Below are 20,025 nucleotides of genomic sequence, written 5' to 3'. Positions count from 1 at the left end.
AAGGGTACTCCGGGAGCGGTCGGCGGTGCAGCCCGATGGGAAGGAGAGTTTCTCAACTCCCGTTCACGGGAACGCCGTTCTGATCCGCCAGATCGGCGGGAGTGAGCGGGCTCATAGCGGTCACGTCCCTGGGGGCCAGCGAGAAGCCCTGCCAGTGGACCGGCATGGGCTGCTGGTCCTCGTCCCGGGCTATGTGGTGGAACCCTATGTTGACCCAACTGATCGGGTGGCTGAGCGTCTGGCCCGTGACCCACTTGTCCACACTCGTGCCGCCACAGGCGGCCGAGGGGTTGTTGCTCGCGTACTGCTCGCACTTCTTGTACTCGGTGAAGTACACGTCGTGCTTGGTGAAGGAGCGCCCGGGGAACCTGCTGGAGCGGCCGGGCACGAACTCGTAGGACCTGGCGTGCCCGTCCTTGTTCTTGCCGGCCGTGGAGACCACGCGCCACCAGCGCATGTCCTTGGCGTCCCCGGCGAGTTCCTTGGTGACGGGGGTCCTGGTGGTCTTCGTGGTGGGCACACCGTTGCCGCGTGGGGCGGTGACCGTGGAGTCGTACTGCTCGACCTTGTGCTTGGCGGAGCCGTCCAGGCCGAAGTCGAGCCGCCAGAAGACGTTGTGGCTGTGGCTCTCGGCGTAGGCGCTCGCGCCCTTGCCTATGGGCCAGCCCTTGCCGTCGGTGCCCTTGTAGTCGTACGGGGAGAGGCTGCCGGTGGCGCCGACGTTGGAGGTGATGGTGCCGTCGGAGGAGAAGCGCCACTCGGTGATGTACTCGTACCAGGACGCCTTGTTGACCGTGTAGACGAGCAGGTCCTTGCCCTGGGCGCTGTACAGCTTGCCGCTGCCGCCGGTCGACTCGTCGTCGTTGAGCCGGTACGCGTGCCCTCGCGCGCGCGTGGTGGCGCACAGCCCTGTCACATTGCCGCGGTCGGGGACCTTGACCGTCTTGATGGTGCCGCCGGGGCACTCGGCGGGCCTCAGGTTCTGGAGGGCCTGGCCGAAGTCGGTGCCGGTGATGTCGTCGTACTCGTTCTCCCCGTCGTCGTAGGGGACATGGACCTGCGCGAGGCGGGCACTGGTGAGGACACGGATCGGCTTCGGCTCGCTCTTGGGCTGGTAGCTCACATCGTCCAGGACGAGGCCGGAGAGGGTGTTGTAGTGCCAGCACATGCGCCAGGTGGTACCACCGTCGAGGGTCTGCTCGATCGTGTACGCGGCCGAGCAGGCGGGCGCGGCGGCGGACGCCTGGCGTGGGGCCGCGGGGGCGGCCGTGGCGGAAGGAGCGGTGGCGAGGGCGGTGCCGAGCAGCGTGGTGACCGCGAGGCCGGTGAGGACGGCAGCGGGCCGTTTGCGGGCGCGCCGGGCTCTGATGACGTGCATACGGAAGGGCTCCCTTGTGCAGGAGAGAAAGAGGGCGTGGTCGGTGGCGGGACGGCGCTCAGGCGAGGCGGCCGACCTTGCGGTCGCTCAGGTCGACGACGAGGGCGCGGGTGTCGATCCACGGCCCGTTCCGGACCTTGGCGACGACGCGCAGGCAGCGGTGTTCGCCGCAGGCGGTGAGGCCGGCGGGCACCTTCGCGACGGTCTCCTTGCGGAAGACCATGCCGCTGAGTTGCAGTTGGCCCGCGTTCGTGAGCTGCTTGCCCGTGGCGTCCTCGTAGTCGCTCTTGAGGTCGGCGCCGAGCCGGTCGGCGATCAGGAGTCGCGCCGCTTCGGCGAGTTCGTCCTGGCTGGGCGGTGGCTGCACGCCCCGGTCGGTGCGGGTGTCCTCGACCTTGCCCGTGTCGAGGTCGACGGTCTTGGTGACGACGGAGTCGTTGCGGTAGTCGTAGGAGACGACGTCCGCGCGGCGCTGCCGGGCCGCCGCGCCGGTCAGGTTCGGGTCGGTCTCCGTCAGGTTGGTGGACAGGTGCTGCGGTCCCCGGTCGCCCTCGACGTCCCGGGCGTTCCTGCGCAGGTTGTCGTCGGCCACCGCCAGGTGCTCGGCGCGGTCGATCTCGGCGTCGGTGAGCGGGTCCCTGCCGATGCCCCTGGCTCCCTCGTCGGGTGCCGCCTCGACCGTGCCCTGGGCGGCCACCGCGTCCCGCTGGGCCGTGCCCGCCCTCGCCGCGTCGTCGGCGTCCGGGGTGCTCCCCGGCAGGCTCACGCCCACCACGGCGGCCGCACCGGCCGCCGCGAGAGCCGCGGTGGCCACTATTTTCCCGAGGTGGCGTCTTGCTAGCTCGCGCACATCTTCCCCCTGCTTCCCCGGCAGCCACGCGTGTGGGCATGCCGGTATACGTGGTCGTCGTGTAAGAGGGGTCCAACTCGTAGGTGGTTCCGCCACTTTCGGGGGAGAGACTCAACTATGTCGCCCGGGCCCCCGGGCCGGAAGTGGAAGAGTCGTCAGCATGCAGGTGTGGCCTGGACAGGCGTATCCCCTCGGTGCCACGTACGACGGTGCCGGTACGAACTTCGCGGTCTTCTCCGAGACCGCGGACCGAATCGAGTTGTGTCTGTTGCACGACGACGGCTCGGAGACCGCGGTGGAGCTGAGGGAGTCCGACGCGTTCGTCCGGCACGCCTACCTCCCCGGGATCATGCCGGGGCAGCGGTACGGCTATCGTGCGCACGGCCCCTACGATCCCGCGCGCGGGCTTCGCTGCAACTCGGCGAAGCTGCTCCTCGATCCGTACGCGCGCGCCATCAGCGGCCGTATCGACTGGACGGAGGCGGTGTACGGCTATCCGTTCGGGTCGCCGGACGAGCGCAACGACCTCGACTCGGCGCCGCACATGATGGCGTCGGTCGTCGTCAACCCGTACTTCGACTGGGGCGACGACCGCCCGCCGCGTACCGAGTACCACGAGACGGTGCTCTACGAGGCGCACGTCAAGGGGCTGACGATGCGGCACCCGGCGCTGCCGGACGAGCTGCGGGGCACCTACGCGGCGCTCGCCCACCCGGCGATCATCGAGCACCTGACCGAACTGGGCGTGACCGCGCTGGAGTTGATGCCGGTCCACCAGTTCGTCAACGACCACCGCCTGGTCGAGATGGGCCTCAACAACTACTGGGGCTACAACACGATCGGTTTCTTCGCCCCGCACAACACGTACGCGTCGTGGGGCGACCGGGGCGAGCAGGTCCTGGAGTTCAAGTCGGCGGTGCGGGCGCTGCACCAGGCGGGCATCGAGGTCATCCTCGACGTCGTCTACAACCACACGGCGGAGGGCAACGACCTGGGCCCGACGCTCTCCTTCAAGGGCCTCGACAATCCGTCGTACTACCGCCTCGCCGAGGACCCGCGGTACTACATGGACACCACGGGCACCGGGAACTCGCTGCTCATGCGGTCCCCGCACGTCCTCCAGATGATCATGGACTCGCTGCGCTACTGGGTCGAGGAGATGCACGTCGACGGGTTCCGCTTCGACCTGGCCGCCACGCTGGCGCGCCAGTTCCACGAGGTGGACCGGCTGTCGTCCTTCTTCGACCTGGTGCAGCAGGACCCGGTGGTCTCGCGCGTGAAGCTGATCGCGGAGCCGTGGGACGTCGGCGAGGGCGGCTACCAGGTGGGGAACTTCCCGCCCCTGTGGACCGAGTGGAACGGCAAGTACCGCGACACCGTACGGGACCTGTGGCGCGGCGAGCCGCGCGCCCTCGCCGAGTTCGCGGGCCGGCTCACCGGCTCCTCGGACCTCTACCAGGACGACGGCCGCCGCCCGCTGGCCTCCATAAACTTCGTGACCTGCCACGACGGCTTCACCCTGCACGACCTGGTCGCGTACAACGACAAGCACAACGACGCCAACGGGGAGGACAACCGGGACGGGGAGAGCCACAACCGGTCGTGGAACTGCGGCGCCGAGGGCGAGACCGACGATCCCGAGGTGCTCGATCTGCGCGCCCGCCAGATGCGCAACTTCGTCGCCACGTTGATGCTGTCGCAGGGCGTGCCGATGCTCAGCCACGGTGACGAGTTCGCGCGCACCCAGGGCGGCAACAACAACGCCTACTGCCAGGACAACGAGGTGGCGTGGTTGCGCTGGGCGGATCCGGACGCCCCGCCGGAGCCCTTCTTGGAGTTCACGCGCGCGATGGTGCGGCTGCGCCGCGAGCACCCGGTGTTCCGAAGGCGCCGCTTCTTCCACGGCCGTCCGGTGGAGGGCACGCACGACGAGCTGTCGGACATCGCCTGGTTCACCCCGGAGGGCGAGGAGATGACGCAGCGGGACTGGACCGCCTCGCAGGCCCGCGCGCTGTCGGTGTTCCTGAACGGCAACGCGATCTCGGAGCCGGGCCCGCGGGGCGAGCGCATCCTGGACGACTCGTTCCTGCTCCTGTTCAACGCCTCACCCGACAAGCTGGAGTTCGTGGTGCCGGTCGATCACGGCCGACAGTGGCAGGCCGTCGTCGACACGGCGCTGCCGACCGGGCTGCCGCCCGACGACGGCCCGAAGGTGCAGGCGGGCGACCGGCTGACGCTGATCGGGCGAAGTCTGACGGTACTGCGGCGGCCCGCCTGACTACCGGGCACCGCCGTACGCACCGCGCGTCGAGGGGACGCGCGGTGCGCCGTCGGGGTGGGGTGGGCGCACGAAAGGCGGCGCCGGGGGTAAGTACAAGCCCATGACGCCACAGCTCCCGACGGCCACCTACCGGCTCCAGCTACAACCCGACCTCGGTTTCGCCGCGGCCGCGGCCGCCGTCCCGTACCTGGCCTCCCTGGGGGTCTCCCATCTGCACCTGTCACCGGTCCTGGAGGCGGTGCCCGGGTCGACGCACGGCTACGACGTGGCGGACTGGGCGCGCGTACGCGGCGAACTCGGCGGCGAGGACGGACTGCGCGCGCTCTCGCGGACGGCGCGCGAGCACGGCCTCGGCCTCGTCGTGGACATCGTGCCCAACCACATGGCCGCCTCCGTCCGGCACAACCGCCCCCTGTACGAGGTGCTGCGCGACGGGCCGTCGTCCCCGTACGCGCGCTGGTTCGACATCGACTGGCAGGCGCAGGACGGGCGGGTCCTGCTGCCGGTCCTGGGCGCTCCCCTGGGCGAGGAACTGCCCCACCTGAAGGTGGAGGGGGACGTGCTGCGCTACTACGAGCACGAGTTCCCCCTGCGCGAGGGCACCCGTACGCTGCCGCTGCCCGAACTCCTCGACGCCCAGTGGTACCGCCTGGCGTGGTGGCGGCTGGCCCGGACGGAGCTGAACTACCGCCGCTTCTTCACGATCTCCGATCTCATCGGGGTGCGCATGGAGGACCCCGAGGTCTTCGAGGCGACCCACGCGACCGTGCTGCGCCTGCTGCGCGAGGGAGTCGTCGAGGGGCTGCGCATCGACCATCCCGACGGGCTCGCCGACCCGGGCGGCTACTTGCAGCGGCTGAGCGAGGCCACGGGCGGGCGGTGGACCGTCGTCGAGAAGATCCTGGAGGACGACGAACAGCTCCCCGCCGCCTGGCCGGTCGCCGGCACCACCGGGTACGACGCGCTGCGCCACATCGACGGGCTGTTCACCGACCCGGCGGGGGCCGACGAGCTCCTCGGCCTGTTCCGCCGGTTCACCGGCGTCACGGCCGACCGGGGCGGTCACTGGGAGGCGACCGCCCGGCGCGCCGCCCACCGCGTCGTCACGGACGAGCTGGCCACCGAGGTGGACCGGCTGACCCGCGAGGCGTCCGTGCTGTGCGCGCAGACGCCCGCGCTGCGCGACCACGCCCCCTGGGCGCTGCGCACGGCGCTGCGCGAGCTGCTGGTGCGCGTCCCCGTGTACCGGCCGTACGTGAGCGGGGGCGCCGACCCGGAGACGGTCCTGACGGCCGCCGACGCGGCCGATGCGAAGACGGCGTTCACGGTGGCCGAGGAGGCGCGTGCGGTCGACACCGTACGGGACCTGGCGCTCGGCCGGCACGGTGACGACGCCGCGCACCGGGCGTTCCGGGCGCGGTTCGCGCAGACCGCGTCGGCGCTGCGGGCCAAGTCGGTCGAGGACACGGCGTTCTACCGGTACACGCCGCTGCTGTCCGCCCTGGAGGTGGGCGGCTGCCCGCGCAGCCCGGCGGTCCCGGCCACGTCGTTCCACGCGTACTGCGCGCGCGTGCAGCGGGACTGGCCGTACACGTCGACGGTCCTGTCCACGCACGACACGAAGCGCAGTGCGGACGTACGGGCGGGCGTCTCGGTCCTCTCCCAGTGCCCGCAGCAGTGGGAGACGCTGCTCGCCCGGGTCACGGAGCGGACCGCGCACGGCGGCGGCACCAGCTCCCCCGACCCGCAACTGGCGTGGGCGGCCTGGCAGACGGTGGCCGGGCTCGGTCCCGCCGATCCGGAGCGGCTCCAGGGGGCGCTGCTCAAGCACGCGCGCGAGGCGGGCCTCTTCACGACGTGGACGGAGCAGGACCCCGCCTACGAGAGCGCGGTACGGGACTTCGTGGCGTCGGGCCCCTGCGGCCCGCCCGGGGACGAGGTGCTGCGCTTCATGGCGGACCTGGCGCCCCATGTGCGGGTGAACGTCCTGGGCGCGGCTGTGCTGCACCTGACGATGCCGGGCGTGCCGGACGTCTACCAGGGCACCGAGCACGAGTACCGCGCCCTGGTGGACCCCGACAACCGGGCGCCCGCCCGTTTCGACGCGGAGGAGCGGGGCGCCCTGTCCGCGGAGAAGGCGGCGCTCACCAGGGCGGCGCTGCGTCTGCGCAGGGAGCACCCGGAGTGGTTCGGTGGCGCGGCGACCTATGAGCCGCTGTCGGCGCAGGGGCCGGCCGGGGACCACTGCGTCGCCTACGGGCGGTCGGGCCGGGTGGTGGTGGCGGCGACCCGGCTGTCGCTGCGGCTGGCCGACGCGGGCGGGTGGCGGGAGACGGAACTGCCGCTGCCCGACGGCGAATGGAGCGACCTGCTCGCGCCCGAGCGGCGCTTCAGCGGCCACGCGCGCGTCGCGGACCTGTTCCAGCACCTTCCGGTGGCGCTGCTGGTGCGCGCCTAGGGCGGTACGGCCCCCCGGGTTCGCGCGCCGCGTGCGCCCGGGGCGAGCCCATCGTGCGGCATCTTCGTGCACCTCACACTCGACCCGGGACCTTCGGCGTGACGTTCCTGGTCCTTCGGGGGGCGTACTCTGCGTCGGCGATGCGCGGCGATACATGCGTCCTTGACAGGGGAGGCCGGGCGTGGGGTACTGCGGGTGCTGACGTCGGGAGCACCAACGGGGGTGAGTCGTCTGACGGAGCAGCGGTACCCACGAACGGCCGAACTGGCCCAGTCGGCGCGGGAGCTGGCGGTCCGTCGGCCCGACCTGTGCCGTCTACGCCAGGTGGGTACGTCACGCGCGGGACGGCCCCTGCATCTGCTGTCCGTCGGACAGGACCGGCGCACCGTCCTCGTCGTGGCGGGCGCCCACGCCAATGAGCCGACGGGCGGCTCGACAGCGCTGCACCTCGCCGAACAGGCGCTGCTCGAACCGGCGTTGCGTTGCGACCGATCATGGCACTTCCTGTTGTGCGCCGACCCGGACGGCGCGGAGCTGCACCGCACCCCTGCCCCGCGCAGCCTGCTCGACTACCACCGGCACTTCTTCCGTCCCGCGGGCCCCGAACAGCCCGAGTGGTCGCCTTCGGTGCTGCCCCCGGACCGCCTCCCGCCCGAGACGACGACGCTGACCGGCGTCATCGACGAGCTGCGCCCCTACCTCCAGGTGTCGCTGCACGGCACGGAACTGGGCGGCAGTTGGGTGCAGTTGACACGGGACATCCCGGGCCTCGCGGAGGCGCTCGCCAAGTCGGCGGCCGAACTGCACATACCGGTGGAGACCGGCGCCTCGGACGCGGCGGGCTGGCCGATGTCCGGGCCCGGGGTCCATGTGATGCCCGATCCCGACGCGCAGGCCGCGTTCCCGAGCCTGCCCGACGACGCCCGGCACTCCACCTGGCACCACGTCCACCGCTACGGCGGCTCCACGGCGATCATCGAGGTGCCGATGTGGGCCAGCGACCTGGTGGACGACCCGGCGCCGCACCCGGCGCCCGAGCGGGCGCTGCGGCGGATCTCGGCGCGGCTGAGCCGGGACACCCGGCTCGTGGAGGCGATCCTCGCGGAGTCCCTGCCCCGGCTGCCCGACACCACGGGCCCGCTGCTGCGGGCGGCCCGCTGGGCGCTCAGCCTGGTGCCGGGCCTCGCCGACGACTGGGTGCAGCCGCCACCCCCGGACGCGACGATGGCGTACGTGGGCAGCATCGACGCGTTCGCCCGGCGGCTGCCGCTACGGGCCGCCGCGATGCTGCTGCGGGTCCTGGAGGAGGCGGGGGACCCGGCCGCGTCCCGTCTCGACGCCCTCGTCGTCCGCTGGTGCGAGGTGTACGCGGACCGGTTCGGGGCGCGGTGGGTGCCGGTGGCCCACCAGATCGAGCACCAGGCACGGACGACGATCGCGGCGGTCCGCCACGCCCAGGGGTGAGCCGGAAAGGCGGCGCCGCGGTCTCAGTCCGCCGACAGCCGGAACGACATGCGGCCGAAGCCGACCTGGTCGCCGTCCTGGACGATGGCCGCGCCGATGACCCTGCGGCCGTTCACGGACGTCCCGTTGGTGGAGCCCAGGTCGCGCAGCACCCACAGGCCGCCCTGGAGGCTGAGTTCGGCGTGCACGCGGGAGACCGTGTCATGGCTGAGGCGCAGCCCGTTGGCCGGGTCCCGGCCGATGCGCAGCGGGTAGTTGCTCTGCGCGGGCAGCAGCAGCTTCGGCAGCCGCTCGACGGTCCAGGCCCTGCGCATCCGCACGGTGAACCCGGAGACCGCCCCCACGGCGCCGAGCACCGCCCGCGACCAGCGGTTCTCATGGCGCAGATCGGCGGTGAGCGCGTCGAGTTCGTCGGACCTGCGGGCGGCGAGCGCCAGTTCCATCCGGCGTACGAACGTGTCGTGCGAGAGCCGCCCGAGGGCGGCACCGTCCCTGAGCACCTTCAGCGCACGGTCCCGCTCGGCGTCCGACAGCCGGGCCGGGTACGTGTGGTGTTCGAAAGAGGACGTCACGAGTGTGATTGTCGGGCAGCGCGCGCGGGGTGTCCAGAAATCGGGCAGGGCCGTGCGCACGACATGGAGCCAGTACGGGCGAATTCCCGGCGGAACGATCACGCCTGTCGCACCATGGATCCGTTGTCACTGTGGGCAGACATCCGGCTACGAGGGGGAACAATCCGTGCAATTCGAGGTGTGGGCACCAGAGACCGAGCAGGTGACGCTGCACTGCGACGGCGACGCGCGGGCGATGGAGCGTGATCCGCACCGCGCGGGCTGGTGGACCGGGCAGGCCGACGCCCGGGACGGTTCGCGGTACGGGTTCTCGCTCGACGGCGGCCCCGTGCTGCCTGACCCGCGCTCGCGGCGCCAGCCCGACGGGCCCGACGGCCTCAGCGCCGTCGTCGACCACGAGCGGCACGTGTGGACCGCCGGATGGGCGGGCCGGGGACTGACCGGGGCGGTCCTGTACGAACTCCACGTGGGCACGTACACGAAGGAGGGCACGCTCGACGCGGCCGCCGAGCGCCTCGGCCATCTCGCGGACCTCGGGATCACCCACGTCGAGTTGATGCCGCTGTGCCCCGTCCCCGGCCGGCACGGCTGGGGCTACGACGGGGTCAGCCTGTGGGCCGTGCACGAGCCGTACGGCGGCCCCGCGGCGCTGAAGCGGTTCGTCGACGCGGCCCATGAACGCGGCCTCGGGGTCGTGCTCGACGTCGTGCACAACCATCTGGGCCCGTCGGGGAACTATCTGCCCGCCTTCGGGCCGTACTTCACGGACACGCACCACACGCCGTGGGGCAGCGCCGTCAATCTCGACGCGCCCGGCTCGGACGAGACCCGCGCCTACCTGCTCGGCAGCGCGCTGGCCTGGCTGCGCGACTACCGGCTCGACGGTCTGCGCCTCGACGCGATCCACGAGCTGCACGACCGGCGCGCCCTGCCCTTCCTGGAGGAGCTGTCGGCCGCCGTGGACGAGCTCGCGGAGCGGCTGGGCCGCCCGCTGTTCCTGATCGGCGAGTCCGACCTGTGCGACCCGCGCGTCATCACGCCCCGCACCGAGGGCGGACTCGGCCTGCACGCCCAGTGGAACGACGACGTCCACCACGCCGTGCGCGCGGCCGTCTCCGGTGAACGCGGCGGCTACTACGCGGACTTCGCGCGCGAGCCGCTGGCCGCCGTCGCCAAGACGCTGACGCACGGCTTCTTCCACGACGGCACGTACTCGGCGTTCCGCGGCCGCCACCACGGCCGTCCCGTGGACCGCGCCCGGATCCCCGCGCACCGGATGCTCGCCTACACGCAGACCCACGACCAGGTCGGCAACCGCGCGCAGGGCGACCGGCTCGCCGCCGTGGTCTCCCCCGGGCTGCTCGCGTGCGCGGCGACGCTGGTCCTGACGAGTCCGTTCACACCGATGCTGTTCATGGGCGAGGAGTGGGCGGCGAGCACGCCGTGGCAGTACTTCACCGACCACACCGACCCGGAACTCGCCGAAGCCGTGCGCAGGGGCAGGCGGCGGGAGTTCGCGGCGCACGGCTGGGCGGAGAAGGACATCCCCGATCCGCAGGATCCCGCCACGCGCGAGCGGTCCTGCCTCGACTGGTCGGAGCCGGCGACGGGCGACCACGCGCGCGTGCTGGCCTGGTACCGCGACCTGATCGCCCTGCGGCACGCCCGCGCGGACCTCCGGGACCCGGATCTGGCGGCGGTCAAGGTCGCCTACGACGAGGAGGCCCGCTGGATCGCCTACCGGCGGGGCGACCTGCGGGTGGCGGTGAACCTCTCGGAGCGCCCGGTGTCGATCCCGCTGGGGCGTCCGGTGGCGCAGGTGCTCGCGGCCTGGGAGCCGGTGCGACTGCCGGGCGACGAAGGGACGTTGATCGTGCCCGCGGAGTCGTGCGTGGTCGCGGTGGCACCCTGAGAGCCTGCTCTCGGGGCTGACCCGGACGAAGGGGTCAGCCCTCGGACACCAGCTCCAGGAGGATCGGCTCCCAGACCCGTTCGAGACGCGTCCGGGGCAGGCTCCCGGGGCTTTCGGTGTCCGCCTCCTGGAGCCGCTCCGCGAGCCGCACCAGCGCGTCGCAACGGGCCAGCCACAGCCCGCGCAGGCAGACCCGGGGCCCGTACCCGGCGAGGGTCGCGGAGCGTACCGCCGCCCGCGCGCCGACGGCGGCGGCGAGCCCCGCGATGTCCTCGGCCGGGTCACCGATCACCGCGTCGGTCCAGCCGAGGACGCCGCGGACGCGGCCGTCCCGCTCCACGAGCAGGTGCTCGCCCGTGAGGGCGTGGTGGACGAGCACGGGTTCGGCCTGCGGTGCGAGCTGGGCGACGGCGCGTGGGGTGAGCTGGTCGAGGCGCGCCGCGTCGAACTCGTCCCGCGCCCCGAGCTTCCGGGCGGCGGCACCGGCCTGGCGCCGGACCCGCTCCAGCGGGCGCGGGGCGGCCTTCGGCACGCCGAGCGGTACGGCGCGGGCGGGCGGCACCGCGCGCAGGCCGGTGAGCAGCGCCGCGAGGTCCTCCTCACCGGCGGCGGTGACGTCCCTGGTCTCCGCGCGGTCGCCGGGCAGCCGGGTGTCGAGGGTGTGGGCGAGACCGGGCGCCCACTCCCCCGTCGCGACGGAGACGGGCACGGCGACCGTCACGTGGGGGCGCAGGAGGTCGCGCAGACGCAGTTCGCGGCGCAGTCGCCGGGAGGCCGCCTCGTCGGGGGCGAGGCGCAGTACGTACCGTGACCCCACCCACCAGGTGGTGTGTCCGCCGTCGCCCTTGGTGACGGGGCGCACCTCGGCGCCGCCGCCGTCCGGGAGGAGGGTTCCCAGGAGGCGGCGCGCCGCCTCGGCGGTGGGCTGCTCCGGTGTCGGCGGCATGGTCGCTCACCCCACGATCGCCAGGTCCCGCGCGGTGGCGTTGAGGCGCCGGCCGCCGTCCTCGGTGACGGTGACGATGTCCTCGATGCGCACGCCGAAGCGGCCGGGCAGGTAGATGCCGGGTTCCACCGAGAAGCACATGCCGGGGACGAGGGGCTGCTCCTCGCCCTCGATCATGTACGGCGGTTCGTGCGTGGTGACTCCGATGCCGTGCCCGGTGCGGTGGATGAAGTACGTGCCGTACCCGGCGTCGGTGATGACCTTGCGGGCGACCCGGTCGACGTCCTGGCAGGCGATGCCGGGCCGCACGGCGTCGCAGGCCGCGGTCTGCGCCTCGCGCACGATGTCGTGGACGCGCCGTTCCTCGTCGGTGGGTTCGCCGACGTGCACGGTGCGGCTGGTGTCGGAGCCGTAGCCGTGCTTGAGGCCGCCGAAGTCCAGGACGACCATGTCGCCGTCCCTGATGACGCGATCGCTCGCCTCGTGGTGCGGCTTGGCGCCGTTGGGGCCCGAGCCGACGACCGTGAAGTCGACCTGCGCGTGCCCGAACCGCCGCAGCAAATCGGCCAGTTCGCGGGCGATGTCGCTCTCCTTGCGCCCGCCGAAGGTGACTTTCTTGATCTCCTCGTACGTGGCGTCGGCGGCGGCGCCCGCGGCTGCGAGGCGCTCCAGTTCGGCGGCGTCCTTCACGCCGCGCAGCATCGGCAGGGCTTCGGTCAGGGAGACGTACGAGGTGCCGGGCAGGGTGCGCTGGAGGCCGAGCAGGTGCATGGCCCAGGCGTTGTCGCTGACGCCGAACCGTCCGGTGCCGCCCGGGGCCCGCAGCAGGGGGGCGGCGATCTCGTAGGGGTTCTTGCCGTCGGTCCAGTCGCGCAGGGTCATCGCCGCCGCGCCCGCGGCCTCGGCGGCGTCGGGCGCCTCCAGGGTGGGCACGACGAGGGTCGGCTCCTGCCCCGCTGCGAGCACCAGCAGGGTGAGCCGCTCGGTGTCGGCCGGCACGTGGTACCCGGTGAGCCACACCAGATCGGGTCCCGGCGCGACGAGCACCCCCGCGAGCCCGGCGTCGGCCGCGGCCAGCGCGGCTCGCTCCATGCGGGCCCTGTAGTCGGCGGCGGTGAAGGGCGCGGGTGTGCCGGTCGTCATTGGCGGGGCCTCCGTGACGTGGGAACAGCGTGGGACAGCGTGGGGACAAGGGGCCGGCGGCGTACGGCAGCATCCTGCCCGGCCCCGCGGGACGGCGCGAGTCCGCCCCCTCACAACGGACGCCGGCCCGCCACGGCGGTCGCGCGCGCCGTGGCGGGCCAGGGTCTGCCTCGCAGTGTGCCCCAGGGGGCGGGTCGCTAGGCGGTGTGACCGCCGTGGCCGCCGCCGTGTCCCGCCCCGTGGTCGAACTTCAGGGCCTCCTTCGGCATGACCACGAACGGGCGCATCATGCCCATGTCCTCGTGTTCGAGGAGGTGGCAGTGGTACATGAAGCGACCGTACGCCCCGTCGAACTTGCCCATGACGCGCAGCATCTGGCCGGGCAGGGCGCGGAAGACGTCCTTGTACCCCTGCTCGTTGGGCGGCAGCGGGATGACGGTGTCCGGGTCGTGGGTGACCGGTGTGTCCGTACCGCCCACCTCGGTGTCGAAGCCGGAGGCGTCGTACGCGTCGCGGCCGAGGATCTGGAAGTCGGCCAGGTGGATGTGCATGGGGTGCACGACCGGCGGGTTCACCGCGAGGTTGAGGAAGCTCCACTGCTCGTGGCTGCCCTCGGCGACGGTGAAGCCGAGCCCGTCGTTGAAGGTCCGGGAGATCCGGCGGTACGTCTTCAGCTCACCCTTGTCGTTGCGGACCTGGATGACGCCGTCGGCGGGGAGCCGGAGCCCGTCCAGGTCCTCGACCTCCGCCATCTCCCAGATCTCCGGGTGGCCGCCGCCGCCCGTGGTCGCGGGCGGGGTCAGCACGATGAGCCGGTGCCCGTGCTCGATGTCGTGCGTGAGCTTGCGGAAGGAGCCGGAGACCACCTCGGGCAGCGTGAACGGGTCGGGCTCGCGGTCCTCGCCCACCCGGAACTCCAGGACGTGCGGATACGGTACGTTCCCCGGCACGTCCGGCACCCCGGGCGCCTGGTTCGGGCCCTTGTTGACCAGCCGCACCCGGCGTCCGGCGAGCGCCCCGAAGTCGATGAGCAGGTCCATCCGCTCGGCGGGGGCGACGGTCAGCGCCGGCAGCGCGGCGTCGAAGTCGATCGGCACGGGGCGCGGCAGGAGCCCGCCGTCGCTGCCGATCTGGTGGAGCACGCCCGGCACCGGCTGATCGTCCTCGTCGACCAGGACGAGGTCGAAGATGCGGGCGTTCGACGCGTTCACCAGGCGGAAGCGGTGCCAGGCGGCATCGACCCGGGCGTAGGGCCAGATCCGCCCGTTGACGGTGGTGTACGGGCCGGTGAACGGCAGGGAGACGGGCTTGCCGGTCTCCGCGTTCTTCGGGTCGACGACGACCGTCTTGTGCAGCAGCCGGCCGTTCAGCCTGCCGTCGGCGTCGGTGTCCAGGTTCCGGTCGGCGAGCAGCAGCGGTATCTCGCGCTCCCCGCACGGCAGTTGCAGGGCGTCCTCCTCGTCGTCGCGGATGAGGTACGTGCCGTACAGGCCGGTCTGCACGTTCCACCGGGTGATGTTCATGGCGTGGTCGTGGTACCACGGGTTTGCAGGTGGAGGGCTGGCGAAGGGGCTTGACCGGGCGTTTCTTTGGGAGCGCCTTCGAGCACATCCCCCTCAGTCCCCCGTAGCCACCTTCACAAACCCATAGCGTCCGGGGCTTCATCCCCAAAATATCTCCTACGGGGCGGCATCGTCTCTGCAGGTCAGACCCTAGGAACTTGCGAGCAGCCCCCGCGTGAGCCGCAGGGGCCGCCCTTGTGCCGGCCCGCCACCGAGGGGGGCACCGTCCGCGACGGACCGGCACGTACTTGGGATTGGACCTCTCATCAGGTGTAACGGATGCATTCGCTCAAGGTCATTCACTCGTTCGAGTGAACACACGTTCGAATCGAGCAGTCTCCTGCCAGCCCTGCGGCATCGGCGTGAGCCGCAGGGCTGACAGGGGTTGAGGGGCGCGGGGTCCGGGCGCCATGGATGCAGGGTCAGGGCATCCACCTCAAGATCAAAGAATGCCCGGTATACCGGGCTGACATAAGATCATCGGCAACGCAGCGTTTCACGAGTGCCCGATCTTCCCGATGACGACGCCTGGCTGCTGGAGAAGCGCCGCGCCATCGGCAACCGCATCCGCGCCGCCCGCATGGACCAAGGGCTCACACAAGAGAAGATCTTCCTGGCGGTTCCGTTGAGCCGCAGCGTCTATCAGGAGATCGAATCCGGCCAGGGTAATCCGAGGGTCACCACGCTGTACCGCATCGCACGAGTGCTGCGCGTACCCATCACGGACCTCCTGAACTGAAGCTCCAGCCGCCGACGGGGTCCGGGCCGACGACTGGAAGATGTCTGATGCCGAGCATCTAAATGCATATATCCACGCCTGTGAAGACGTGCGCCCCGCTCTTATTGACATTCTGTTCGCACCCCGTGTGAAGCCATCACGCCTGGTGGAAGCCGTGGCCAATGGCTTGCGGGCTAGTTCACGTCCAGTTGGTGCCGCGGCGCCAGCCGTCGATGAGGGGCCCGCTGTAGGCGTGCTTGTGGCCGCCGCTGTGGCCTTTCGGGAGGGTGCACCGGTAGACGCCGCCAGGGTGCAGCGCCCGACACGCAGGCGTAGCCGTGGGCGCCGGCCTAGTCGCGGCCCTACGCATGCGGGTTGCTCACGGGGTTCGTGGGGGCTGGGGAGACGCGTAGCTTCGCTGTCGTCAGTTCCTCGTACTCGCGGTGCCCGGTGGATCCGGTGTGCTTCATCGCCCACCGGTCGACGTCGCCTTGTCGCGCGCTGACCTCGGACTGACTGTCGCAGAGGGTGCAGCGGATGGCGCGTTGCGGGGCGATGAGGTGGCCGTCTGCGTCCCGCTCCGGGCCGATGATCCAGTCGGCGGGCTTGATGACAGAGCGCGTCACGAAGCGGCTCCTTCCTCATGTGCGGGGCAGGCGCGCGGAAACCAGTGGGCCTGGTGTCCGAGCTGCGTGAGTATCTGCGGGCCGAGGTCGACGGCGGTCGCGTTGTCGAGGTGGTCGCCGCACCACACGCAGGCCCGGCCGCGGAGCTGGTCCTCGGTCAGGCCTCCAGTTCTCGGGAGATGCTGCGTGGCCATGTGCGCCCCGTCCTCGTTGATCAGGTCTGAAGAGACCGTAGAACGCGGTACAACAAGGTGGGGCACGCAAAGTGCGTGCCTTGTTCCGGGGGATGCTCATGGACACTTCTCGCATCGGCCGCCGTATCGCCTACTGGCGGGAGCGGCGAGGCTTCACACAGACCGACTTCGGGCGCCACATGGGGCAGACGAAGCGATGGGTGCAAGACCTCGAGGGCGGCAAGCGTCAGACGGATCCTCGGCTGTCGGTGCTGGTGCGCGCGGCTGAGGTCCTGCGCATCCCCCTGGAGCAGCTCTTGTCCGACAGCCCGCCCGAGCCGGCTGCGGTGTCCGCACCTCCTGTTGAGGCTCTTGCCGTCGTCGACGCCCTGTACCGGCCGGTCTCGGAGGACGCGCAGACGCCGACACCCGACTATCTGCGGCGGCGGCTCCTGTATGCCTGTGAGGCGTTCCAGGCCTGCCATTATGCGGCGCTGGCGAGGGAGTTGCCTGCGCTGATTGCGGGCGCCGAGCAGGCCGCCCAGCACGCACCAGTGGATCGTGCGTGTGAGGCGCGGGGCCTGCTGTCGCGGGTGTATCAGCTGGTGACGTCGTATCTGCACAAGTACGGCGCGGCGACGGTGATCCAGGCGGCGCTGGCCGCGGACCGGGCGCTGGCTGCTGCGGAGCGCTCCGGGGATGCGGTGCAGGTGGGTGCCGCCTCGCGGCGTATCGCGAAGTCGCTGGTCTATCAGCAGCGCCCGCAGGCTGCCGTTGACTTCGCGACCGCGGCGGCCCGCCGGCTCGAAGGGGATCTGCAGGCTCGCGGCCCGCTCGGTCTGTCGACGCTCGGGATGCTGTATCTGTCGGCGGCGCTTGCTGCGTCGTCGCAGGAGCGGACAGCGGCTCGCGTCGGTTCGGCGTCCGGTTTCGTGGATGAGGCCGACGATGTTGCGGACCGGCAGGGCTCGGACATGAACGAAGACTGGACAATGTTCGGGCCGACGAATGTGGTTCTGCACCGGGTGGACATGCTGGTGCGTTTCGAGGACGGCTGGTCAGCGCTTGAGGCCGCCGACGATCTCGATGCGGAGGCGGTTGGGAATCTGACGAAAGAGCGTCGTGCGGGGCTGCATGTCAGCAAGGCACGCGCTTCTCTCTTGACACGCCGCAAGGAGCAGGCCGCAAGGGAGTTGTTGGAGGCGGATGCCCTGGCGCCGGAGGAGGTGGAGGGGCGTCCGGATGCGGTGGAGTTGGTGCAGGATGTGGTGGGGGCGACGGCGGCGCCGGGCCGGGACTTGCGTGCGCTGGCGGAACGCTGTGGACTCCGCGCATGACTCGTGTGCTGTATCTGATCGCGTGTGCGGCTGGCCCGGCCGAGTTCGTCGATGACGGCGTGCGGGTGGCGCAGGCGGACGGCTGGGACGTGTGTCTGATCTTGACACCGTCGGCGGCGGCCTGGTGGGAGCCGCGCATGGAGGAGCTGGTCGAGTTGACCGGGCATCCGGTGCGGTCGCAATACAAGCTGCCGTGGGAGAAAGACGCCCTGCCGAAGGCGACCGCGATGCTGGTGGCGCCTATGTCGTGCACGACGTTGAACAAGTGGGGTGCGGGGATCGCGGACACGGTGGCGATCGGCATTCCGTCGGAGGCCGTCCACATGGGGGTGCCGGTCGCGGCGATGCCCTACTTCAACCAGGCGCAAGCCGCTCAGCCAGCGGTGGCCCGGTCGGTGGCGGCGCTGCGGGAGCAGGGCGTGCAGGTGTTGTACGGGCCGGACGGCTACACGCCGCATCCGCCGAAACGGGGGCATCCGCGCGCGTTCCCGTGGGAGAGGGCTGTGGCGGCGCTGTCGCCTTCGGATCAGGTGCCGTAGATCGTCATATGCCGTTGCTGTCGGCTGCTGGGTTGTGTCGTACCCGCCGCCTAGACTGATCGCCATGCCTTCCACTCCCCCGGCGCCGCGGCCTGCTGAGCAGGTGAATGCGGAGATCCGTGCGCTCGTCGAGGCGTGCGGCGGCTGGTTGTACGGGGACTCCCGGCAGCGGTATGAGCTGCTGGTCGCGGAGTGGGCTGTGGCTGTCGCCGCCGAGCAGGGAGACGTCGTCGAAGCGGCGTGACGTGGATGAACGATGAACGACCTATGATCCCGTGGTGGCGACCATCGACTTTCCCGACAACCTGATTGAGCTGGAACGCACCGCCTGGACGCAAATTCAGGCGGGCGCGCTGACCGTGGAGACGGCGCAGGCTGTACAGGAGCGGATCACCGCGTTCGCCGCCGAGGCCGGGATGGAGCGGCTGACGGTGGAGATGGGACTCAAGCGGGTTGTTCGGCACGCGGAGGGCGGCGCGGCCTGACACGCGTGCGCCCCGCCGGTTCCACTCGGCGGGGCGCATTCGAGCAACCAGCCGCAGCGGGGCTGATGGATGCGATCTACCGTACAGGCGGCAACTGACAACGCCGGGCGTCAGGATCGCATCGAGGCAATGCGGCTGTTCATCGTCGTCATGACGCTGGCCGCAGTGGCGTACAGGTTTGCCGCGGTTCTACGGATGCCGTCCGTCATGTCCGCGAAAGACTGCACCTGCGCGGCCGTCAGGTGCACAGACTCCGGCAGCTCTGGCAGATTCCAACCCGGCGGAAGCGTCAAGGGTTCGGGAATCCGCCCACCAGGAGCCCACTCCTCCTCATGCCTAGCGACTTGCCGCCTGGCGCGCCCGGCGTTCGGATACATGCGGTACATAGGGTCTCCTCGCGTCACCGTCAGAATGCCAGAGGTAGCCGCCGTCATGGCCAGGCTTTGAGGACGTCCCCGGTCTCAGTGTCGACGAGTTCGACACGGGCGCCATTGCGACCCTGCTCGCCGACCCAGGCCGTGAACTTCTCCGCCGCCGTCGCGTACAGGTTCCACCAGCCGTCCATGGTCGGGCGGCCGTCGAGGGTGAGGGTCACGCGGTATCTGCCTGCCTGTTCGTTCACGCGCCCACACTCCATCCCGTCGCGGCGAGGAGGTGGCTGCGACACAGGTCGAGCCAGCGGGGTTCTTCGTCCAGCATGACGATGCGGGTCGCGACCGCCATGTCCCCGCAGACCGTGCAGGCGGCTGGCGAGGGCGGGGCGAGGCGGGCCCGGACGAGGTGGGTGGGTGGCCTGCCGGACGGTGCCATATCAAGGTCTGCGGGGTCCACGCCGAGGGTGGCAAGCGGGTCGTTCATGCCGCCTCCCGGGCCCGTGTGGCGCGTGTATACACCCAGCATAGAATCGAACGCATGAGCGATGCTAGTCCTGCGACCCGCCTCGACCTGCTGCGATTCGCCCGCCGCGTCGTCGAACAGCAGGCCCGGCATCAGCTCGCACAGATCGACCGGTGGATCTCCGACGAAGAACGCCGCCAGGTAGAGCAGGAGAATGCGGCGGCGCGACGGCCGCCCATCCCCGACTGGGTCATTGAGCGGGGCCTCAACGCCAGGCACAGCGTGTACGTGCACGTCGGCGGCTGCCCCACGGCAGGAAAACGCTGCAAGGCCGCCACCGAGGGCCAAGCCCGGCAAGCCCTCGCCGCCGGGGTGGACGCGTGCCCGCACTGTCGCCCGGACACCGCACTCGGCGTGCTCGACTAGCCCGGCCCACCCGCCCTGTAGCTACTCGGCGCGCATCGCCGCAGTGAATAGGAGCTCCCGCGCATCGACCTCGCCGGGGAGGGGAACGTCATGCCCGTTCACGCAGGTCAGCGACACAGGGACGCTGTCGTCATCGAGGTCGCCGCCGATCCGGTGCGAGTGAGTAGCGGCGCAGGTGGGGCAGCCCACGGCGGCGTAGTCGACGCCGTAGGTGACCGGCCCGTGAATGGTGATCTCGACATGTCCCATGCGGTGATCCTCGCGCGGATGCGGGCGTGAGGGTAGGCCGCCCACATCCCGCAGTAGGTCAGCGTGCAG

The 20,025-nt window shown here is 71.2% G+C and carries 20 protein-coding genes and 1 pseudogene; 10 read left to right on the top strand and 11 right to left on the bottom strand.

Going from position 1 to position 20,025, the window contains the following annotated elements; translation table 11 throughout:
- Positions 1 to 52: 52 nt before the first annotated feature.
- Complete coding sequence (locus ACIRF8_RS15810) at positions 53 to 1,378, bottom strand: copper amine oxidase (protein ID WP_404215061.1); 1,326 nt, start codon at positions 1,376 to 1,378, stop codon at positions 53 to 55.
- A gap of 58 nt (positions 1,379 to 1,436) precedes the next feature.
- Positions 1,437 to 2,192: a Tat pathway signal sequence domain protein gene (locus ACIRF8_RS15805; protein ID WP_404215060.1), complete on the bottom strand. Its 756-nt coding sequence runs from the start codon at positions 2,190 to 2,192 to the stop codon at positions 1,437 to 1,439.
- Positions 2,193 to 2,388: 196 nt separating this feature from the next.
- On the opposite strand from ACIRF8_RS15805, the gene glgX reads away from it, so the two are divergent.
- From glgX to ACIRF8_RS15790, 3 genes are all read left to right on the top strand, one after another.
- Entirely contained in the window at positions 2,389 to 4,506 is a 2,118-nt protein-coding gene (glgX, locus tag ACIRF8_RS15800; RefSeq protein ID WP_404215058.1) for a glycogen debranching protein GlgX, read from the top strand.
- Positions 4,507 to 4,609: 103 nt separating this feature from the next.
- Positions 4,610 to 6,967 (top strand): malto-oligosyltrehalose synthase, encoded by a 2,358-nt coding sequence (gene treY, locus ACIRF8_RS15795; RefSeq protein WP_404215056.1) that lies wholly within the window; start codon positions 4,610 to 4,612, stop codon positions 6,965 to 6,967.
- Positions 6,968 to 7,189: 222 nt separating this feature from the next.
- Complete coding sequence (locus ACIRF8_RS15790; RefSeq protein WP_404215054.1) at positions 7,190 to 8,431, top strand: M14 family zinc carboxypeptidase; 1,242 nt, start codon at positions 7,190 to 7,192, stop codon at positions 8,429 to 8,431.
- A gap of 23 nt (positions 8,432 to 8,454) precedes the next feature.
- Here the strand turns inward: ACIRF8_RS15790 and ACIRF8_RS15785 are convergent, their stop codons facing one another.
- A complete protein-coding gene (locus tag ACIRF8_RS15785) occupies positions 8,455 to 9,003 on the bottom strand; it encodes an FHA domain-containing protein (protein ID WP_404215052.1) in 549 nt (182 codons plus the stop codon).
- Positions 9,004 to 9,169: 166 nt separating this feature from the next.
- On the opposite strand from ACIRF8_RS15785, the gene treZ reads away from it, so the two are divergent.
- Positions 9,170 to 10,915: a malto-oligosyltrehalose trehalohydrolase gene (gene treZ, locus ACIRF8_RS15780; RefSeq protein WP_404215050.1), complete on the top strand. Its 1,746-nt coding sequence runs from the start codon at positions 9,170 to 9,172 to the stop codon at positions 10,913 to 10,915.
- Between the two features lie 34 nt (positions 10,916 to 10,949).
- Here treZ and ACIRF8_RS15775 read toward each other — a convergent pair whose 3' ends face one another.
- The 3 genes and pseudogenes from ACIRF8_RS15775 to ACIRF8_RS15765 form a co-directional block, all read right to left on the bottom strand.
- Positions 10,950 to 11,861, bottom strand: a complete 912-nt coding sequence (locus ACIRF8_RS15775; protein WP_404215048.1) for a phosphotransferase family protein — start codon at positions 11,859 to 11,861, stop codon at positions 10,950 to 10,952.
- 6 nt (positions 11,862 to 11,867) lie between these two features.
- On the bottom strand, positions 11,868 to 13,004 hold the full coding sequence (locus tag ACIRF8_RS15770) for a M24 family metallopeptidase (protein WP_404215046.1): 1,137 nt from the start codon (positions 13,002 to 13,004) through the stop codon (positions 11,868 to 11,870).
- 197 nt (positions 13,005 to 13,201) lie between these two features.
- Positions 13,202 to 14,545 (bottom strand): annotated as a pseudogene (locus ACIRF8_RS15765) (multicopper oxidase domain-containing protein); the annotation flags it as partial.
- Between the two features lie 523 nt (positions 14,546 to 15,068).
- On the opposite strand from ACIRF8_RS15765, the gene ACIRF8_RS15760 reads away from it, so the two are divergent.
- Positions 15,069 to 15,305 carry a helix-turn-helix domain-containing protein gene (locus ACIRF8_RS15760; RefSeq protein ID WP_404215044.1) on the top strand — a complete coding sequence of 79 codons (237 nt, stop codon included), beginning with the start codon at positions 15,069 to 15,071 and terminating at the stop codon, positions 15,303 to 15,305.
- Positions 15,306 to 15,646: 341 nt separating this feature from the next.
- Here ACIRF8_RS15760 and ACIRF8_RS15755 read toward each other — a convergent pair whose 3' ends face one another.
- Positions 15,647 to 15,910 carry a hypothetical protein gene (locus tag ACIRF8_RS15755; protein ID WP_404215042.1) on the bottom strand — a complete coding sequence of 88 codons (264 nt, stop codon included), beginning with the start codon at positions 15,908 to 15,910 and terminating at the stop codon, positions 15,647 to 15,649.
- Positions 15,907 to 16,104, bottom strand: a complete 198-nt coding sequence (locus tag ACIRF8_RS15750) for a hypothetical protein (RefSeq protein ID WP_404215040.1) — start codon at positions 16,102 to 16,104, stop codon at positions 15,907 to 15,909. The genes ACIRF8_RS15755 and ACIRF8_RS15750 overlap by 4 nt, the downstream gene beginning before the upstream one ends.
- Before the next feature lie 98 nt (positions 16,105 to 16,202).
- Between ACIRF8_RS15750 and ACIRF8_RS15745 the strand changes: the two genes are divergently transcribed.
- The 4 genes from ACIRF8_RS15745 to ACIRF8_RS15730 all read left to right on the top strand — a co-directional run bounded on the left by ACIRF8_RS15745 (position 16,203) and on the right by ACIRF8_RS15730 (position 18,444).
- The gene (locus ACIRF8_RS15745; RefSeq protein WP_404215038.1) at positions 16,203 to 17,420 is read left to right on the top strand and encodes a helix-turn-helix domain-containing protein; all 1,218 of its coding nucleotides are present in this window, start codon (positions 16,203 to 16,205) and stop codon (positions 17,418 to 17,420) included.
- Positions 17,417 to 17,959 (top strand): flavoprotein, encoded by a 543-nt coding sequence (locus tag ACIRF8_RS15740; protein WP_404215036.1) that lies wholly within the window; start codon positions 17,417 to 17,419, stop codon positions 17,957 to 17,959. The genes ACIRF8_RS15745 and ACIRF8_RS15740 overlap by 4 nt, the downstream gene beginning before the upstream one ends.
- Positions 17,960 to 18,023: 64 nt before the next feature.
- Complete coding sequence (locus tag ACIRF8_RS15735; protein ID WP_404215034.1) at positions 18,024 to 18,203, top strand: hypothetical protein; 180 nt, start codon at positions 18,024 to 18,026, stop codon at positions 18,201 to 18,203.
- A gap of 34 nt (positions 18,204 to 18,237) precedes the next feature.
- Positions 18,238 to 18,444 (top strand): hypothetical protein, encoded by a 207-nt coding sequence (locus ACIRF8_RS15730; protein WP_404215033.1) that lies wholly within the window; start codon positions 18,238 to 18,240, stop codon positions 18,442 to 18,444.
- A gap of 430 nt (positions 18,445 to 18,874) precedes the next feature.
- On the opposite strand, the gene ACIRF8_RS15725 is transcribed toward ACIRF8_RS15730, so the two are convergent.
- Positions 18,875 to 19,066 carry a hypothetical protein gene (locus ACIRF8_RS15725; protein ID WP_404215031.1) on the bottom strand — a complete coding sequence of 64 codons (192 nt, stop codon included), beginning with the start codon at positions 19,064 to 19,066 and terminating at the stop codon, positions 18,875 to 18,877.
- Entirely contained in the window at positions 19,063 to 19,302 is a 240-nt protein-coding gene (locus tag ACIRF8_RS15720; protein ID WP_404215029.1) for a hypothetical protein, read from the bottom strand. The genes ACIRF8_RS15725 and ACIRF8_RS15720 overlap by 4 nt, the downstream gene beginning before the upstream one ends.
- 54 nt (positions 19,303 to 19,356) lie before the next feature.
- On the opposite strand from ACIRF8_RS15720, the gene ACIRF8_RS15715 reads away from it, so the two are divergent.
- A complete protein-coding gene (locus ACIRF8_RS15715) occupies positions 19,357 to 19,707 on the top strand; it encodes a DUF6233 domain-containing protein (protein WP_404215027.1) in 351 nt (116 codons plus the stop codon).
- 21 nt (positions 19,708 to 19,728) lie between these two features.
- Here the strand turns inward: ACIRF8_RS15715 and ACIRF8_RS15710 are convergent, their stop codons facing one another.
- Positions 19,729 to 19,956: a hypothetical protein gene (locus ACIRF8_RS15710; RefSeq protein WP_404215025.1), complete on the bottom strand. Its 228-nt coding sequence runs from the start codon at positions 19,954 to 19,956 to the stop codon at positions 19,729 to 19,731.
- Positions 19,957 to 20,025: the final 69 nt, after the last annotated feature.

Source organism: Streptomyces sp. NPDC102406 (assembly GCF_044765725.1).
Taxonomy (GTDB): domain Bacteria; phylum Actinomycetota; class Actinomycetes; order Streptomycetales; family Streptomycetaceae; genus Streptomyces.
Note: the sequence above shows the minus strand (reverse complement) of the source record. Positions and strands in the feature narration are given on the sequence as shown.

Coding starts and splice junctions, on each gene's coding strand:
- ACIRF8_RS15810 (WP_404215061.1), bottom strand. CDS start 1,378: ATGCACGTCATCAGAGCCCGGCGCGCCCGCAAACGGCCCGCTGCCGTC.
- glgX (WP_404215058.1), top strand. CDS start 2,389: ATGCAGGTGTGGCCTGGACAGGCGTATCCCCTCGGTGCCACGTACGAC.
- treY (WP_404215056.1), top strand. CDS start 4,610: ATGACGCCACAGCTCCCGACGGCCACCTACCGGCTCCAGCTACAACCC.
- ACIRF8_RS15775 (WP_404215048.1), bottom strand. CDS start 11,861: ATGCCGCCGACACCGGAGCAGCCCACCGCCGAGGCGGCGCGCCGCCTC.
- ACIRF8_RS15770 (WP_404215046.1), bottom strand. CDS start 13,004: ATGACGACCGGCACACCCGCGCCCTTCACCGCCGCCGACTACAGGGCC.
- ACIRF8_RS15750 (WP_404215040.1), bottom strand. CDS start 16,104: ATGGCCACGCAGCATCTCCCGAGAACTGGAGGCCTGACCGAGGACCAG.
- ACIRF8_RS15745 (WP_404215038.1), top strand. CDS start 16,203: ATGGACACTTCTCGCATCGGCCGCCGTATCGCCTACTGGCGGGAGCGG.
- ACIRF8_RS15740 (WP_404215036.1), top strand. CDS start 17,417: ATGACTCGTGTGCTGTATCTGATCGCGTGTGCGGCTGGCCCGGCCGAG.
- ACIRF8_RS15735 (WP_404215034.1), top strand. CDS start 18,024: ATGCCTTCCACTCCCCCGGCGCCGCGGCCTGCTGAGCAGGTGAATGCG.
- ACIRF8_RS15720 (WP_404215029.1), bottom strand. CDS start 19,302: ATGAACGACCCGCTTGCCACCCTCGGCGTGGACCCCGCAGACCTTGAT.
- ACIRF8_RS15715 (WP_404215027.1), top strand. CDS start 19,357: ATGAGCGATGCTAGTCCTGCGACCCGCCTCGACCTGCTGCGATTCGCC.
- ACIRF8_RS15710 (WP_404215025.1), bottom strand. CDS start 19,956: ATGGGACATGTCGAGATCACCATTCACGGGCCGGTCACCTACGGCGTC.